We start from the raw sequence: 16777 nt of genomic DNA on the forward strand, positions 1-16777 counted from the left end.
TTATTTCTCCTCTGTCACTTCAGTATAAGCAGCAACTTCTTGTACAGATGGGTGCGCTTGCGGTAACCATGCAACTGGACGATCAACATCAAGTTCAAATGAAGAGATTGCATCTTTCACCAAACGTGGATCCACTTCACCTTCATCAGCAAGTTTTTTCAATGTTGCAACCACAATATGTGCCGCATCTACACCAAAGTAACTACGCAAATTACTGCGTGTATCTGAACGACCATAACCATCTGTACCCAATGTTACATATGGACGGCTATCTGGAAGATAAGCACGGATCTGTTCGCTATAGGCACGCATATGATCTGTTGCTGAAACAACAATACCATCCGTGTCACGTAATTGCTGAGAAACCCAAGACTCTTTACCGTCTTCAAGTGGATGTAGGCGATTGTATTCTTCAACAGCCATACCATCACGTGCCAATTCATTGAAGCTTGTTACACTCCATACATTGGAATGGATTTGGTATTCATCACGTAAAATTTGCCCAGCTTTAATCACTTCACGCAGAATCACGCCTGAACCCAATAACTGAACTGTGGCTTTTTCATCTTTATTGAACAAGTACATACCACGTTTGATGCCTTCTTCAGCACCTTCAGGCAATGCAGGTTGGTCATAGTTTTCATTCATGAGCGTCAAGTAATAGAACACACGTTCCTGATTCACATACATACGTTGTAAACCATCATGCACAATCACAGCTAACTCATAACCAAAGCAAGGATCATACGCTACACAGTTTGGAATCGTACCTGCCAAGATATGAGAATGACCATCTTGGTGTTGTAAACCTTCACCATTTAATGTTGTACGACCAGCTGTTGCACCACACAAGAAGCCTTGTGCCTGAGAATCACCCGCTGCCCATGCAATATCCCCAATACGTTGGAAACCAAACATTGAGTAATACATATACATCGGAATCATTGGTAAGTTATTGGTTGAATAACTGGTACCCAATGCTGACCAAGCGCTCATTGCACCTGCTTCATTGATCCCTTCTTGCAACATGTGACCATCTTTTGCTTCACGATAGTTCATGAGCTGTTCTTGGTCTTCTGGGGTATAGTTTTGTCCATGCGCAGCATAGATACCCAACTGACGGAACATGCCTTCTAGACCAAAGGTACGTGCTTCATCAGGTACGATAGGCACAACACGGTCTTTAATGGCTTTTTCTTTTAACAATGCAGCAATCAAACGCACCATAACCATCGTGGTTGATTGTTCTTTACCACCACTGCCTTTAAGCACACCATCAAATACTGAAATCTCAGGAATCGCCAATACTTCACTGTCTTTACGACGTGCAGGTAAATAACCACCTAAAGCTTCACGACGTGCTTTCATATATTTCAATTCAGGTGAGTTTTCACCTGGACGATAAAATGGAAGCTCTTCAAGTTGCTCATCAGAGAATGGCAAATTGAAACGGTCACGTACATATTTCAATGAATCGTGTTGCATTTTCTTGATTTGGTGGGTTTTGTTGACAGCTTCAATTTCGTCAGACAAACCATAACCTTTCACTGTTTTCGCTAAGATTACAGTCGGTTGACCATTGCTGGTCATTGCAGCAGCATACGCGGCATACACTTTGTATGGGTCATGACCACCGCGATTCAGATTATCAATATCTTCATCACTTAAGCCTTTTACCAACTCCGCAGCTTCAGGGTATTTACCAAAGAATTTTTCACGGGTATAAGCGCCACCTTTTACTTGGTAGCGTTGGTATTCACCATCTAGCGTTTCATCCATACGGGCTTTTAAAGCACCTGATGTGTCTTTGTCCAGTAAAGGATCCCAATGACGCCCCCAGACCACCTTAATCACACGCCAGCCTGCACCACGGAACAGTGACTCTAGCTCTTGAATGATTTTACCGTTACCACGTACAGGACCATCTAGACGCTGTAAGTTACAGTTCACCACCCAGATTAAGTTGTCTAATTTTTCGCGACCCGCAAGCGAGATTGCACCTAAGCTTTCTGGCTCATCCATTTCACCATCGCCAAGATACGCCCAAACCTTACGGTTTTCTTCTTTGATCAAACCACGATTCATCAAGTACTTTTGAATATGCGCTTGATAAATTGACATGATTGGACCAAGGCCCATCGAAACAGTTGGGAACTGCCAGTAATCTGGCATTAAGTAAGGATGAGGATAACTTGAAAGCCCCTGACCACCCACTTCACGACGGAAATTACTCAATTGATCTTCGGTCAAACGGCCTTCTAAAAATGAACGTGCGTAAATACCTGGGGCGCAGTGACCTTGGTAATAGATCATGTCGCCACCAAAGCTATCGCTATTGGCACGGAAGAAATGGTTAAAGCCGACATCATATAGGGTTGCTGAAGACGCGAAACTTGCCAAGTGACCACCTAAGTCATCACCTGTTTTATTGGCACGTAGAACCATTGCCAAAGCATTCCAACGAATTAATGCTCGAATACGACGCTCCATATCTTGGTCGCCTGGCATCGCTGGAGATTCTTCAACTGGAATGGTATTTAAATAAGGGGTATTTAGACGCTGAATAGGTACATGCTTCGAAATTGCTTGTTGATATAATTTTTCTAATAAAAACGCAGCACGATCCGTACCCATATGCTGGAGCACTGAATCAAAGGCATCTTGCCATTCTTGTGTTTCCTGAGCGTCGCTATCACCATAATACGCCATTTCCCACTTACTCCTTGAATAGTTTTCTATATATTATATGTATCATGTTTTAGGCCTGTTAAGTTATCGTTACAGCCAAATGCAGATTGTAAGGATTATTTAGCAACTAAATAGTTGTTGACTAATTAACACTTAAAATAACAAAAAACCGCCAATAAAGGCGGTTTTTTATACAAAATAATTTTTTATTTGATGATAGTCTGAATACAGTATTTAATTCATCGCGACTACGAATTCAACCATGCATACAGAGCATCAGTCATAAGCTCAACAATCAAATGTTTAGCGTTATGGCAACATGGCTAAGTAAGAAGATGGATTTTTACGTTGACCATCTTTCACTACTTCGTAATGCAAATGTGGGCCTGTGCAACGACCGGTACAACCCACGTTGGCAATATGTTCACCAGCCTTCACCTGATCACCCACACGGGCAATTAGACGTGAAGCATGCGCATAACGTGTAATATAGCCATTGCCATGGTTAATTTCTACATATTGACCATAACCAGTACCCCAACCAGACTTGGTTACAATACCAGGACCTGTTGCATAAATTGGTGTACCACTTGGTGCTGAAAGATCTAAACCAGAATGATGTTCGGCACGACCACCCATTGTACGACCACCAAAATCAGAGCTTACACGCTTCATATCTGGAAGAGGATGAGTGACTAACCAAGAATATGGAGAGTTTGCAGTATAACGAGAAGCAGAGTTTGCGCTAGAACCGTATTTTTTAGCGATACTTGCATTGTTTAACTCGATTGGCGCATCCTGGCTACGTAAAGTAATATTCATCTTTGCTGAAGCAGGAAGATCTAAATCATCTGGATTATAAGAGCCTTGAGATAAAGTCTTGGATAATTGTTCTAAACGATCTGGTGATTGAACCAAGTCTGCAAATGCAGCGGTTGCAGCGGAAGCTGCTAAAGTAAAAGCCAATAAAATACGTCGCGTATGCATAAAAACCTCTTTAACTGTTCTTAGTCAAGTTTCTTGAGTGATCTCATCCTTGATATCTATCGAAATGAGCGCTTAAGATAGGACATAAATATGTAGGAACCATGTATGTCTGAACCAAAAAACGTCTTTCAACCAACAAGACAACACTTAAAAACAGGAAACTTATCGTTTCTTACAAAGCAAGTTGCCGAATGGCAAAAACTTACTAAATTAATTCAACCGCTACTTCCTCAACCTGAGAATTGGCGAGTTGTCTGTTATCAATACGGTATTTTGACCATCACCGGTGAAAATCAAGCCATGATTAGTCAACTCGGTTATCTTCAAAAACAGTATATTTCTCAATTATCACAAATCAACGAACTTCGTGATTTACAAAAACTGCAAGTTCGTTTACGTATTCAAAACAGCAATACTGAAACACCCCCACAACGCCATAAAACTGTAAAAAGCATACAACCTGCAACATCTGAAATGTTACAAAATGCCGCTAGTTTTGTGAGCGACCCTAAGCTTAGCCAAGCTTTACTACGTTTGGCAAGCAATAAAAAGTAAACTGATTAGATTAAATTAAGATTAAAACTGATCAAAATATGACAGATATCACACTTTTTATTGTTACACTATAACACAATGCCTAAAAGACAAAGACTTATGTCACGTTGACAAAATGAATTGGGCACAGCTTCTCGTCATCAAATGTTACAATTTCATAGCTGCTTGGATCACTTTTAACATTGCGTAAAAGTTGATTATTCAGTGCATGTCCCGATTTATAGCCATCGAATTTAGCAATAATTTGATGTCCAAGTAGGTATAGGTCACCAACTGCATCCAAAATTTTATGTCGAACAAACTCATCTGCAAAACGTAGACCTTCTTCATTGACCACGCCGGTATCATCTAAACCAACAGCATTATCTAAGCTCGCACCCAAGGCTAAATTATTGGCTTTTAAATAATCAAGATCTTTCATAAAACCAAAAGTACGTGCACCGCTGACTTCATAGACAAACGTTTCTGTTGAAAAATCAATGGTCGCCGATTGGTATTCTTTTGCAAAAGCAGGATGATCAAAGTCGATGGTGAAGTTGATTTGAAAACCATCGTGAGGGGTAAAAATTGCGCGCTTATCTTCTATGAGTGCTTCAACAGGTTTGAGAATCCGAATAAATTTTTTCGGTGCGTCTTGTTCTACTAATTCGCCCTGCATGAGTAAATATATAAATGGACCTGCACTACCATCCATAATTGGTATTTCAGAAGCAGACACTTCTATAATCAGGTTATCTATACCCAAGCCAGCGATTGCACTGGTGACATGTTCAATGGTGCCAACCTTGGTTTCATGACTGACCAAATTGGAACACATGAATGCTTCTTGAATCAGCATAGCATCTGCTGGCAGATCGACAGGTGGATTTAAATCGATACGGCGAAATACAATACCCCCGTCCGCCACATGTGGCAAAAAGTTAATCATGACTTTTTGTCCGCTATGTAGTCCGATGCCACTCGCTTTAACGACTCGCTTCAGGGTACGTTGTTTCAACATGCTAATTCGGTCTTCATTCTCAAATCCGCTATACGTTAGCACATTTAGCCATTGATAAAAAACAAAAAAGGTAATGAATCTCACTACCTTTTTCGTTGATATTAATTATTTTTAATAATTATCAATCATTTACGCTGTTGATTTTTCAAATAATCTTGAATACTCATTGGCGTAGAACGACCACTTGAACTTGGTGCTGCAACAGGTGCACCATCTTCTTGACGTTTATTGATCGCAGGAACATCATCTTCATCAACCACAGTGTTGTGGCTGGCTTGTTGGCTATATGATTGCGCAACATTGCTGATATGGGTTCTGCGTTTTGCTTCAGTTGCATCACTGGCATTACGTGTTAAACCTGTAGCAATCACAGTGACACGGATTTCATCACGTGCGTCTGGATCAAATACAGTACCAAAGAACACTTCACCTTCTTCAAGGTCAACAATTTGGTTCACAACATCTGTAATCACTTCAGTTTCACGTAAAGTCACATCAGCACCACCAGTGATGTTAATCAACACCCCTTTGGCATTCATGATATTTACATTATCCAATAACGGACTACGGATCGCCAAACGTGCCGCTTCTTCAGCACGGTCTGGACCGCTACTCTTCCCTTCACCCATCATTGCATAACCACGTGTACTCATCGCAGTTTTCAAGTCAGCAAAGTCAAGGTTAATATGACCCGGACGAACAACCAGATCAAAAATACTCCGTACCGCATTCAGCAACACGTCATCTGCTTTACGGTAAGCATCTTGCATAGAGATGTCACCATAAACGCTGAGTAAACGTTGGTTCGGTATAATAATTAAAGAATCAACATGTTGTTCTAATGCTTCAATCCCTTTTTCAGCCGAACGTTGACGACGACGACCTTCAAAGTTAAATGGCGTTGTCACCACACCTACAGTAAGAATACCCATTTCTTGAGCAATCTCAGCAACAACGGGCGCAGCACCTGTACCTGTACCACCGCCCATTCCAGCAGTCACAAATACCATATCGGCACCTTCAAGGTGTTGACGGATTTGCTCACGGCTTTCTTCAGCAGCAATTTGACCTACATCTGGATTAGCACCGGCACCCAAACCACGTGTGCTTTGCTCACCAAGTTGCATTTTAAAAGGCGCATTCATGCGATCAAGGGCTTGCTTGTCTGTATTTGCACAAACAAATTTCACACCTTTAATGTCAGATTGCACCATGTGTTGTACGGCATTACCACCGCCGCCACCAACACCAAACACAGTAAAACGGGCTTGACCGTTGTTATCGGTTTGTCCATCGTCTAAAAATTCAAATGAGGCCATGACCTTTAGATTTCCTAATATAATTTGGCAGTCACTTAAGCCCGTATACTGCCTTGATCTTCAATAATAAAAATTGTTTTTAGGATGCTGTTCATTGCAGAGCTTGTCAAGTATTGGACAGAACACTTACAACTTCCTAACAATATTCCCCAAAAAACCACACCTAAAAAATACCTTTTAATTTGTTATTTAAGGCATTCCAACCATTCACAATCCGATCAAAGAATGGTCTTCCACCTTGAACTTCAGGTTCTTCAATCGCCTCTTGCATGTCACTTTGACTAAACAAAAGTAACCCTGCTGCTGTAGCATACATTGAACGACGTAAAGATGGTAAATTCTGATCATCGGTCACCACTTGTAACGGTGGATTGCCTAAGTGTGCAGAGATACCCAACATACGACGAGCCAATGTCACCATGCCTTCAATCTGGCAAACATCACCTGTCAGTACCACACCATGATACAAACTTTGTAGTGCACTACGTTGTTCTAATTCGTATCGTACTTTACCTAAGATATCTTCATAACGTGCGATAATAATTTCAGTCAACTCAATACGACTAATGGTTTGTGGGCCATCAATTGCCTCAAACTGAATCATATGATCCGGTTTAACTTGGTGAATGTCGACACAACCATGCAGTAACTTAATCCGTTCAGCTTCTTCGGTTGTGGTTTGCAATACAGTGGCAATATCACGGGTGACATTTTCACCACCACATTGAATGGTATGAGCTAATGCCAAATGCCCTTCAATATAGACTGCAATATTGGTCGTTCCAGCACCGATATCGAGTAAACAAACGCCATATTCTTTTTCATCTTTCAGCAAACTGCCTTCTGCAGTTGCTAAACAAGACACCACCATTTTTTCAACCGAAATATTGGCGCCTTTCATTGCACGATCCAAGTTCTGCATAGTGCTGATTGGCATCATCATCAATTGATAATGGGCTGTCATACTATTGGCAGATAAATTGATTGGGTTCTGTACCCACTCACTTGAATCATCCAGCTCAAAACCTAAAGGCACTGCACTTGCTAAGTAATGATCGGCTGTCATATGACTGGCTTTAGCAAGTTCTAATGCACGCACCACTTCAGTTGTCGTAATGGTATGTTCTGAATTTGAAATCGGTGTACGACCAATCGCATAATGGCTTTGTAATTCGGTGCTTGGAATTGAAACCCAAGCTGAATGAATACGACACTCAGCCATATCTTCAGCTTCTTGAACGGCTTGTTTAATTGCATTTGTGACTTTATCAAGGCTCACAATTTTGCCTTTATTCATTCCTTTATTGCGTGCGCTTGCCATGCCAATAACCTGAATATTATCAGGGGCATGTACTTTACCAATCAGTACTGAAACTTTATGTGTCCCAATGTCAATTGCAACAACTGAGGGAACAGCTTCATTCATCACTTTGCTACCATTATCTTCATTGTTTATGTTTGGCTATATGCCTCTTTTTCAAGCCACGTATTATGGCTGTGCAACCATCCCACCTGCAACGCTTATGTCATTACTGGTTACAACAAATTGACCATTCACAATCTTTGGTGAAATAGAATTTCTCCATTGAATTGCCAAACCATTTCGGTAGCGCAAATCAATGGCGGAAATATTCGACCAAGCGGGTTTCAAATCAGTTTGAGCCAGATGACTTAAACGTTGTAGCTTACTCATGGTTTGATCTTGATCTACGATCACCCGTAGTCCCGAATCAAACTGCATAAACCAAGTCATACGTTCAGTGAGATAAAGCTCTTTTAAACGTAAGTTGACTGGGTGAAATAATTGATTAATTTCATTATAGCGACGCATCATCACTTTGGATTGGCTGAGCGGCCCATGAAGCAATGGCAAGTTTGAATAATTCTTCGCCACCGCTTCTGTATAGACATCTCCAGCATCACTCAGTAATCGCCCGGTTCCCCAACGTGCGATTGCATGACGCGGCATAATCCACACACGAATACCATTTGGCCATGCCCGTGAAACCACAACACGATCCACCCATGATACTTCTAGTGCTTTATCTCGAATCTGTTCTAAATCCGAGGTGAAATAATTATTTTTAACAACAGGCGCCAAATGTTGTGTAATCGCTTGTGACTCTACTGGTGAGGTGGTACCTACCACTTGAAGTGTGGCCACCCGAGCATCGGTAATCACTTTATACAGACCATAGATTCCTGCAAATAGCACAGCAATAGCAATGACCATAAGCAACCAGCTTCCCACGTTGAGAAGCTTTTCCTGACGTGTTGGCGGCTTATCGTGTATTGATGTAATTGCCGCACGTTTGCGACGCATCGAAGCAGGAAGTTGAGCCATAAACTTAGTGTGCTTGTTCCGTGAGCGTTTGCGCTAAAATCGCAACACACAATTCATCAAAGCTATAACCTACAGCTTTTGCGGCTTTAGGCACAAGCGAGTGACTGGTCATGCCAGGCACTGTATTCACTTCTAACAACCAGAAATGACCTTGTTCATCTAACATCGCATCAATCCGTCCCCAACCACTGGCACCGACTGCTTGGAAGGCACGTAAACACAATTCTTGTAAGTTCTTTTCTTCTGACTCGCTTAAACCACATGGAATACCATATTCCACGTCATTACGGTTATATTTTGCTTCATAATCATAGAATGCAACATCAGCAGGTGGTTGCAAACGAATCACGGGTAATGGCAAACCATTGAGGAAAGAAATGGTATATTCACGCCCCGTGATCCATTTTTCAGCCATCACCACAGCATCATGTACTGTGGCTTTTTCAATTGCAGCAGCAAGGTCTTCCGCTTTTTCAACCTTGCTCATACCAACACTAGAACCTTCATGTACAGGCTTAATGATTAATGGTAAGCCAAGGCTTTCAATCACTTCAGTTAAATCAGAATCTTTGGAAATAATACGATACGGTGCTGTCGGTAAATCTGAACCTTGCCAGATTTGTTTGGTTTTAACTTTGTCCATACCAATTGCTGAACCCTGAACACCTGTACCTGTATACGGTACATTCATCCATTCTAGCGCGCCTTGGATTTGACCGTCTTCACCACCACGACCATGCAATACAATAAATGCGCGATCATAGCCCACAAGTTCCGTCACGCTACGTTCTTGTGGATCGAAGCCTTCCGCATTCACACCCGAACGTAATAATGCTTCTAAAACAGCTTTACCACTATCTAATGACACCTCACGCTCAGCAGATTTCCCACCAAGCAACACCGCTACTTTGCCGAATTTAGAAGCATTTGACACGTTTAAATCCTTAAACTTATAAGTTAGTCAATTTAATTTCGAGGCTTTATTCAAATCCAAATTTAAACAAAGCCAAATCAATTATTTTAAATACAGTTGGTTTTGAGCCAATTCTACAGAAATTGCTCCCACGTTACCCGCACCTTGTGTTAATAACAAGTCATTCGCTTGTAACACTTTTTGTATCGCGTTCTGCAAATTGCCTTCCACTGGGTCAATCAAGATCGGCTCAACTTCACCACGCAGGCGAATACTCCGAGCTAATGAACGACTATCTGCACCAACAATCGGTTTCTCACCTGCAGGATATACTTCTAACAACAACAATTGATCGACTTGTGACAACACATCTACAAAATCATCAAAACAATCACGAGTACGACTATAACGATGTGGCTGGAACATCATCACCAAACGACGATCTGGATGGCTGGCACGTGCAGCTTTAATGGTCGCTTCAACTTCTTTCGGGTGATGCCCATAATCATCTACAAGTTTTACAGTGCCTTCATCCAACTCAAACTCACCTTGAACTTGGAAACGGCGACCTACACCACTAAAGCTTTCTAAGGCACGTGCGATCGCAGCATCAGAAACACCTTCATCTGTTGCAATACCAATCGCAGCCAGTGCGTTTAGAATATTATGCAAACCTGGAAGATTAATGGTTAAACGTAATGGTTCACGACCTTTACGCAATACCGTAAAGCTTGACTGCATACCAACTTGTTCAACGTCAATTGCTCGAATATCATTGTCTTCATTAAAACCATAGGTCAGCACTGGGCGACCAATACGTGGCATGATTTCACGAATATTGGCATCATCACCACAAACTACAGCCAAGCCATAGAACGGCATTTTCTGTAAGAATTTGATAAAGGTGTCTTTAAGTACATCAAAACTACCGCCATAGGTATCCATATGATCTGCATCAATATTGGTAACAATGGCCGCCATAGGTTCTAGATGTAAAAATGATGCATCTGATTCGTCTGCTTCTGCGACAATGAAACGACTAGCACCCAACGCAGCATTAACACCGGTACGGTTTAACAGACCACCGATCACATAAGTTGGATCCATGTTTTCTTCTGCCAACATGCAGGTCACTAAACTGGTTGTGGTGGTTTTACCATGGGTTCCTGCAACCGCAATACCATGACGATAACGCATCAATTCACCCAACATTTCTGCACGGCGGACTACGGGTATACGGTTTTCAATTGCTGCTTTTACTTCTAAATTTTCAGGGTCAATTGCAGTAGAAACAACCAGTACATTTGCACCTTTGATATTGTCTGCCGTATGTCCAATAAAAACTTTAATACCGTTTTCTTCAAGTTGAACTGTTGTTTTTGATGCCTTAATGTCAGAACCAGAAACCTTATAGCCTTGGTTTTTCAATACTTCTGCAATACCACACATCCCAGCGCCACCGATACCCACAAAATGGATATGTTTAATACGGCGCATCTCTGGAATTTTAATTAGGTTTTTTGCTTTATCAGCAGGGCTTGTTGGAGACATAATCAACTCTAACTTACAAATCTTGAATTAAACCAACCACACGTTGTGTTGCATCTGGTTGAGCTTGTTGACGAGCTTTTACCGCCATTTCCATCAGTAATTGGCGGTTCATCAACGGTGTTAGTAAATCCTTTAACGAATCTGGAGTCATGCTCTGCTGCGGACAGATTTTCGCAGCACCTGTTTTCTCCAAAAATCGTGCATTGGCAGTTTGGTGATCATCCACCGCACTTGGTAATGGCACAAATACAGCCGCCACACCAGCCGTCGCCACTTCAGTGACCGTTAAGGCACCTGCACGACAAATAATTAAATCTGCGTTGCTATAGGCCAGTGCCATATCTTCAATAAATTGCTGAACCTCAACCTGTATATTTGCAGGCGCATCCGCATATAAAGCCTGTGTGGTCTCTTGTTTATTTTGCCCACACTGATGAAATACTTTTAATGGAACATCAAATTGTTTTAAGGCTTGAGGTACACATTCATTCAGAGCTTGCGCACCCAAAGAACCGCCAACAATTAAAATATGTAAGGGTTCAGCCGCGTTTTCGCGTTCTTTATAACGAAAAGAAGGATTATAAATTGCGGTAATTTCTGACCGTACAGGATTACCTGTCGTCACAATTTTTTGACTTTTCGGAAAAGTATCTGGAAATGCTTCGCAGACTTTTTTAGCAATTCTTGAAAGCTGGGTATTGGTAAAGCCTGCCACTGCATTTTGTTCATGAATAATCACAGGAATACCCAACAAACGTGCAGCCAAACCACCTGGCCCCGCAACATACCCCCCAAAACCAGCCACTGCATCGACATTGAGCTGTTTCATATAGCGCATTGCGCTCAAGGTTGCTTTTAAAATTTTAAAGGGTGCAGCTAATTTACGTACAATACCATTGCCACGTACACCTTGAATATCAATTTGATAGATTGGAATATCATGTTGTTTTAAAAGTCGATTTTCCATACCTGTCGGAGTCGCCAACCAAGACACTTGGCTGCCTTGTTGTTGCAATTCTTTTGCAACTGCCAGTGCAGGGAATACATGTCCACCTGTACCTGCCGCCATCATCATGATGTGTTTCGGTGTGCTTTGCTGATGTTCGGTCACGGTCTAATTCTTCAATGCAAAAATAAATATTTAACGAATATCTTAAACAACCAATTGTAATCACAATCCGCTATGGGGAAAAGTTTATTTACTTTTTTTCACCAAGCCTTTCATTGTTTTTTTCTACTGATTTGAAAGTTTAAACTACTTTTATCATTAATCCGTTAAAAAAAGTGGAATTAAACGTTATTTTTTTATATTTCTCGATGATTTATCATTTTTATAGCCAATCGACAGCAAAAAAATAGAGCCGCGAACGACTCTATTTTTTAGTTGAGATTTAGAATGCAGTATTCCAGCTTAAATTAAACTGACTGACCTGCTTCTAGTACATTAAACAAATCATCTGCAATTGAAGTACCAAATTGATCATCAATTTCACGAATACAGGTTGGACTGGTAACATTGATTTCAGTGACATAATTTCCAATCACATCTAATCCGACAAAAACCAAGCCTTTGGCTTTTAAGAATGGCCCAACTTTGGCGGCGATGGCTTTGTCATTTTCAGTCAATGGACGAGCTTCACCCAAACCGCCTGCTGCCAAATTCCCACGCACCTCACCATTTTGAGGAATACGGGCCAAGCAATAAGGTACAGGCTCACCATTAATCATCAAAATACGTTTATCACCATCTACAATTTCAGGGATATAACGTTGTGCCATAATCGGTTGTGTGCCATTTTCAGTTAAAATTTCGATGGTTGAACCAATATTGACCCCATCTTGATATAAACGGAAGATCCCCATTCCCCCCATACCATCCAGTGGCTTAACAATAACGTCACCATGTTCTTTTAAGAATTCACGAATCAGACTTTGCTGTGAAGTCACTAAAGTGGGTACTTGTAGGTCTGGAAATTGGGTCGCAAATAGTTTTTCATTACAATCACGCAAACTTTGTGGTTTGTTAATAATCCACGCCCCTTCACGCTCTGCCTGTTCCAAAATATAAGTGGTATAAACAAAATTCATGTCAAAAGGCGGATCTTTACGCATCAACACCACATCATACGTTGCAAGCGACTCTTTGGCTTTTTCACCTAACTCATAGTAGTGATCGTAATCTTCAAAAACCTGAAGCGGTGAAATCAAACCAAAGGCTTTGCCTTGGTCAATATATAAATCTTGTTGTAATGCATAGCCTAACTCATGCCCTCGACGTGCAGCCGCCCATAACATTGCCATTGTTGAGTCTTTTTTCAGGTTTACACTTTCGATGGGATCCATCACAACAAGTACGCGCATATTGATGCTCTTATAAAATTTTGGATTGAATGCAGTATAGCGGAGAATCTGGTGTACTTTTCCGAAATTTCGCTAAACTCTTAGCAATTATTGTGAATATGATGATCGAAATGCAACAAGCCATTGTGGGATTTCATTTGGATGAGGAGCAACATTATGTTGCTGAACTTGCGTGTGGGCATCAACAACATGTGCGTCATCTTCCACCTTGGCAGAATCGCCCGTGGGTGTTGACAGAACAAGGACGGCAGGAAAAAATAGGCATGTTTTTAGCGTGTAAAACGTGTGATCTTCAAAAAAATAGTTTATAAGTTGAATTAGTTTCTATTCGTCAATAAAAAGAGTTATTCAATGTCGAATCAACCTGACTCAGAGATTAAAAATTACTATAACAAACTTGCGCACGACTACGATAACAACCGTTTTAACAACAGTTATGGGCAATATTTAGACCAACAAGAGCGTGCTTTTCTCAAGCGCATTCTCAGTAAAACAGCACCTACACATTGTATGGATATCGGTTGTGGTACAGGTCGTTTACTCGATTATGCCGATTATGGTGTAGATTTCAGCCCTGAAATGCTGAAAGTTGCTAGAGAAAAATATCCACATAAAATTTTTCTTGAAGGCTCTCTGACTGAAATTCCAATCGAAAATCATCAGCTTGAGGTGATTTATAGCTTTCATGTGATCATGCATCAAGACCATGCAACCACACAACAATTTCTAAATCAGGCACAGCAAAAATTAAAACACAATGGCAAGCTTATTTTTGATTTCCCCTCCGCCAAACGTCGACAAGCTGTAAAGCATCAACAACAAAGCTGGCATGCTGCTCATCAAATGACATTGGCAGAGATTGAAAAGCTGCTTGGCACTCAATGGAAGCTGGTTGAAAGTCAGGGCTTTTTATTTTTCCCTATCCATCGTATTCCAACGATTTTACGCCCACTGTTTAGAAGCTTAGACAACTTGATGTGCCGTTCATTTTTAAAAGAATATGCATCATACTTGGTTGTCGTTTTAGAAAAACAACCGTCAGTAAACAATTAGAATAAGCAGGTGGAATATGCGGCAATATTTACCCAAATCATGGAAACTGCTTTATCAGTTATTACGCAGGTATTGTCGTGAACACCTTTTCTCGAAGCTAAAGTTTGCCTTAAAACATCAAGCACTGTGGCAAGCAGACCAGCAAATTTCAACCCAACAAAGCATCAAGATAAATCATTATTTTGAAAATAAAACCCATAACATTGATCTTGCGATTGAAGCCTTAAACGGTTTGGTCATTGAGCCAAATCAAATCTTTTCATTTTGGCATTTGGTAACAGCCCCGACGTTAAACAATGGCTATAAAACAGGACGTAATCTGGTCAATGGAAAAATTTCAGAAGATCTGGGTGGTGGGATCTGTCAAATTTCTTGTTTGCTCTATATCAATGCGTTAAAAGCGGGTTTAACCATCATAGAACGACATTCACATTCGATTGATATTTACCGAGAACATGAACGCTTTACCCCCTTAGGCAGTGATGCAACTGTGGTGTATGGCTATAAGGACTTACAGTTTCAAAATTGTTTAGATCAGGCACTACAGATTCAAATTTTCAGACAACATGACCAACTGGTCGCCACCTTGGTCGCTCAACAGCATTTAAAGGAATATACTCTCAAATTTATTGTCGAAGATTCTAAAACCCATCGAATTGTCCGCACCTTGCAAGATCAAAAACAGATTGAGCAAAGTATCTACTTGCTCAATTCACCTGCTGATTAAGCTTATTTTTCTTGAAATTGTTGTTGGCTATTTTCTATCAGGTATTGATGTGCAGTCCGTGGATCACGCGGTAAGGCCAGTTTGACACGACAGCCCAACTCGATATCATCTTTTTCAAACACAATGATTTCAGCATCCAGCTCTATTGGACGACCAATTTCAAAATCGGTTTGATCTAAACTTTCTCCCAATAAGTCTGCATATTTCTTTTCTAAGTGACCAATGGTTAAATCTTGAATCATGACTTTAATCGAGTATTGTTGTCTCGAACATTCAGGTTCACGTTGAATACGTGATTTCTTGATATAACTGTTCTCAGATGCTCTTAACATCAATTCATTGATTAATTTTTTCTGGGCGTGCACGTTGATATTTAAAACCAGCTCAAACTGTTCTAAACCTTTCCATTGAAATGGATATTGCCGAAAAAACATATCCCGCTCAAATTGGTAACGTTGCCAACGTCGTTGGTCGATATGTTTGACCAACATAATGCCAAGTACAGCAACCACGACGATTATCAATAGAATGAACATTAAAAATGGCACCTAATCCTTTATAGTCCATAAAAATAAGGAGCTTATGCTCCTTATCTTATCCTTTTTTTTAACTTATATACCATATTTCACACGGTAAGCTTCCATTTTTGCTAAAGCATCTTGCTCACCTTTGGCATCAAGATAATCCATTAAGTCTTTCATGCTAATTAAAGCATGCACTGGAATCTCAAGTTCTTGTTGAACTTCTTGGATGGCAGACAATTGACCTTGCCCTTTTTCTTGACGATCTAGCGCAACCAATACGCCTGCAATTGTCGCACCTGCATTTTTAAGAATTGTGACAACTTCACGAATTGCGGTACCCGCTGTAATCACGTCATCAATAATCCAGACTTTTTTGCCTTCTACTGAAGCACCGACCAATACACCGCCTTCACCATGGTCTTTGGCTTCTTTACGGTTAAAGCCCCAAGGCACACTTACACCATGTACTTGTGACAAAGCCACAGCTGTTGCGGCAACAAAAGGAATTCCTTTGTATGCAGGTCCAAAGATCACTTCAACGTTGTTACATTGTGTTAATTTATCTGCATAACCTTGAGCTAAAAGCGATAATGCTTCACCATCGTTGAGTAAACCTGCATTAAAAAAATAAGGGCTCACACGGCCTGATTTTAAAGTAAACTCACCAAATTTAAGCACACCACGTGATAATGCGAGTTCGATAAAAGCTTGCGGGTTAAACTGAGCTGGCGTTGACATGAGGTGCTCCAAAATTC

16 protein-coding genes are annotated in these 16777 nt (G+C 40.8%); 4 read left to right on the forward strand and 12 right to left on the reverse strand.

All coding sequences use genetic code 11. The features are described from left to right. Together aceE and L3V46_RS20885 are read right to left on the reverse strand one after the other, a co-directional pair. Positions 1-2709 carry a pyruvate dehydrogenase (acetyl-transferring), homodimeric type gene (aceE, locus tag L3V46_RS20880; protein WP_004818397.1) on the reverse strand — a complete coding sequence of 903 codons (2709 nt, stop codon included), beginning with the start codon at positions 2707-2709 and terminating at the stop codon, positions 1-3. Positions 2710-2997: 288 nt separating this feature from the next. Beyond that, positions 2998-3675 (reverse strand): M23 family metallopeptidase, encoded by a 678-nt coding sequence (locus L3V46_RS20885; protein WP_004718614.1) that lies wholly within the window; start codon positions 3673-3675, stop codon positions 2998-3000. 105 nt (positions 3676-3780) lie between these two features. Between L3V46_RS20885 and L3V46_RS20890 the strand changes: the two genes are divergently transcribed. Next, entirely contained in the window at positions 3781-4230 is a 450-nt protein-coding gene (locus L3V46_RS20890) for a hypothetical protein (RefSeq protein WP_034611264.1), read from the forward strand. Positions 4231-4327: 97 nt separating this feature from the next. Here L3V46_RS20890 and lpxC read toward each other — a convergent pair whose 3' ends face one another. The 8 genes from lpxC to gshB form a co-directional block, all read right to left on the reverse strand. Beyond that, on the reverse strand, positions 4328-5230 hold the full coding sequence (gene lpxC, locus L3V46_RS20895) for a UDP-3-O-acyl-N-acetylglucosamine deacetylase (RefSeq protein ID WP_016539103.1): 903 nt from the start codon (positions 5228-5230) through the stop codon (positions 4328-4330). A 125-nt stretch (positions 5231-5355) separates the two neighbouring features. After that, positions 5356-6549: a cell division protein FtsZ gene (ftsZ, locus tag L3V46_RS20900; RefSeq protein ID WP_004718620.1), complete on the reverse strand. Its 1194-nt coding sequence runs from the start codon at positions 6547-6549 to the stop codon at positions 5356-5358. A 163-nt stretch (positions 6550-6712) separates the two neighbouring features. Further along, the gene (gene ftsA / locus L3V46_RS20905; protein WP_004718623.1) at positions 6713-7975 is read right to left on the reverse strand and encodes a cell division protein FtsA; all 1263 of its coding nucleotides are present in this window, start codon (positions 7973-7975) and stop codon (positions 6713-6715) included. A gap of 63 nt (positions 7976-8038) precedes the next feature. After that, positions 8039-8893 (reverse strand): cell division protein FtsQ/DivIB, encoded by an 855-nt coding sequence (locus L3V46_RS20910; protein WP_239046662.1) that lies wholly within the window; start codon positions 8891-8893, stop codon positions 8039-8041. A 4-nt stretch (positions 8894-8897) separates the two neighbouring features. Next, the gene (locus tag L3V46_RS20915; RefSeq protein WP_004818390.1) at positions 8898-9827 is read right to left on the reverse strand and encodes a D-alanine--D-alanine ligase; all 930 of its coding nucleotides are present in this window, start codon (positions 9825-9827) and stop codon (positions 8898-8900) included. Positions 9828-9908: 81 nt separating this feature from the next. Next, positions 9909-11357, reverse strand: coding sequence for a UDP-N-acetylmuramate--L-alanine ligase (gene murC, locus L3V46_RS20920; protein WP_004818388.1), 1449 nt, complete (start codon positions 11355-11357; stop codon positions 9909-9911). A 13-nt stretch (positions 11358-11370) separates the two neighbouring features. Beyond that, on the reverse strand, positions 11371-12468 hold the full coding sequence (gene murG / locus L3V46_RS20925; RefSeq protein WP_239046663.1) for an undecaprenyldiphospho-muramoylpentapeptide beta-N-acetylglucosaminyltransferase: 1098 nt from the start codon (positions 12466-12468) through the stop codon (positions 11371-11373). A gap of 305 nt (positions 12469-12773) precedes the next feature. Beyond that, positions 12774-13718 carry a glutathione synthase gene (gshB, locus tag L3V46_RS20930; protein ID WP_004818384.1) on the reverse strand — a complete coding sequence of 315 codons (945 nt, stop codon included), beginning with the start codon at positions 13716-13718 and terminating at the stop codon, positions 12774-12776. A gap of 110 nt (positions 13719-13828) precedes the next feature. Between gshB and L3V46_RS20935 the strand changes: the two genes are divergently transcribed. From L3V46_RS20935 to L3V46_RS20945, 3 genes are read left to right on the forward strand one after another with little or no spacing between them, the layout of a single operon-like run. Continuing rightward, on the forward strand, positions 13829-14029 hold the full coding sequence (locus L3V46_RS20935; protein WP_035371079.1) for a DUF3565 domain-containing protein: 201 nt from the start codon (positions 13829-13831) through the stop codon (positions 14027-14029). A gap of 40 nt (positions 14030-14069) precedes the next feature. Continuing rightward, positions 14070-14771, forward strand: coding sequence for a class I SAM-dependent methyltransferase (locus L3V46_RS20940; RefSeq protein ID WP_239046664.1), 702 nt, complete (start codon positions 14070-14072; stop codon positions 14769-14771). Between the two features lie 16 nt (positions 14772-14787). Next, the gene (locus tag L3V46_RS20945; protein ID WP_239046665.1) at positions 14788-15498 is read left to right on the forward strand and encodes a VanW family protein; all 711 of its coding nucleotides are present in this window, start codon (positions 14788-14790) and stop codon (positions 15496-15498) included. A gap of 2 nt (positions 15499-15500) precedes the next feature. Here the strand turns inward: L3V46_RS20945 and L3V46_RS20950 are convergent, their stop codons facing one another. After that, positions 15501-16034 (reverse strand): hypothetical protein, encoded by a 534-nt coding sequence (locus L3V46_RS20950; RefSeq protein ID WP_004718640.1) that lies wholly within the window; start codon positions 16032-16034, stop codon positions 15501-15503. Positions 16035-16109: 75 nt separating this feature from the next. Beyond that, on the reverse strand, positions 16110-16760 hold the full coding sequence (gene pyrE / locus L3V46_RS20955; protein WP_004718641.1) for an orotate phosphoribosyltransferase: 651 nt from the start codon (positions 16758-16760) through the stop codon (positions 16110-16112). Positions 16761-16777: the final 17 nt, after the last annotated feature.

The sequence above is a fragment of the Acinetobacter sp. AG3 genome, from assembly GCF_022343575.1.
In the GTDB taxonomy this organism is placed as follows: Bacteria; Pseudomonadota; Gammaproteobacteria; order Pseudomonadales; family Moraxellaceae; genus Acinetobacter; species Acinetobacter guillouiae.

Bases quoted from the DNA above. Each gene is read 5' to 3' on its own strand.
- aceE (WP_004818397.1), bottom strand. From the start codon at position 2,709: ATGGCGTATTATGGTGATAGCGACGCTCAGGAAACACAAGAATGGCAA.
- L3V46_RS20885 (WP_004718614.1), bottom strand. From the start codon at position 3,675: ATGCATACGCGACGTATTTTATTGGCTTTTACTTTAGCAGCTTCCGCT.
- L3V46_RS20890 (WP_034611264.1), top strand. From the start codon at position 3,781: ATGTCTGAACCAAAAAACGTCTTTCAACCAACAAGACAACACTTAAAA.
- lpxC (WP_016539103.1), bottom strand. From the start codon at position 5,230: ATGTTGAAACAACGTACCCTGAAGCGAGTCGTTAAAGCGAGTGGCATC.
- ftsZ (WP_004718620.1), bottom strand. From the start codon at position 6,549: ATGGCCTCATTTGAATTTTTAGACGATGGACAAACCGATAACAACGGT.
- ftsA (WP_004718623.1), bottom strand. From the start codon at position 7,975: ATGAATGAAGCTGTTCCCTCAGTTGTTGCAATTGACATTGGGACACAT.
- L3V46_RS20910 (WP_239046662.1), bottom strand. From the start codon at position 8,893: ATGGCTCAACTTCCTGCTTCGATGCGTCGCAAACGTGCGGCAATTACA.
- murC (WP_004818388.1), bottom strand. From the start codon at position 11,357: ATGTCTCCAACAAGCCCTGCTGATAAAGCAAAAAACCTAATTAAAATT.
- gshB (WP_004818384.1), bottom strand. From the start codon at position 13,718: ATGCGCGTACTTGTTGTGATGGATCCCATCGAAAGTGTAAACCTGAAA.
- L3V46_RS20935 (WP_035371079.1), top strand. From the start codon at position 13,829: ATGCAACAAGCCATTGTGGGATTTCATTTGGATGAGGAGCAACATTAT.
- L3V46_RS20940 (WP_239046664.1), top strand. From the start codon at position 14,070: ATGTCGAATCAACCTGACTCAGAGATTAAAAATTACTATAACAAACTT.
- L3V46_RS20945 (WP_239046665.1), top strand. From the start codon at position 14,788: ATGCGGCAATATTTACCCAAATCATGGAAACTGCTTTATCAGTTATTA.
- L3V46_RS20950 (WP_004718640.1), bottom strand. From the start codon at position 16,034: ATGTTCATTCTATTGATAATCGTCGTGGTTGCTGTACTTGGCATTATG.
- pyrE (WP_004718641.1), bottom strand. From the start codon at position 16,760: ATGTCAACGCCAGCTCAGTTTAACCCGCAAGCTTTTATCGAACTCGCA.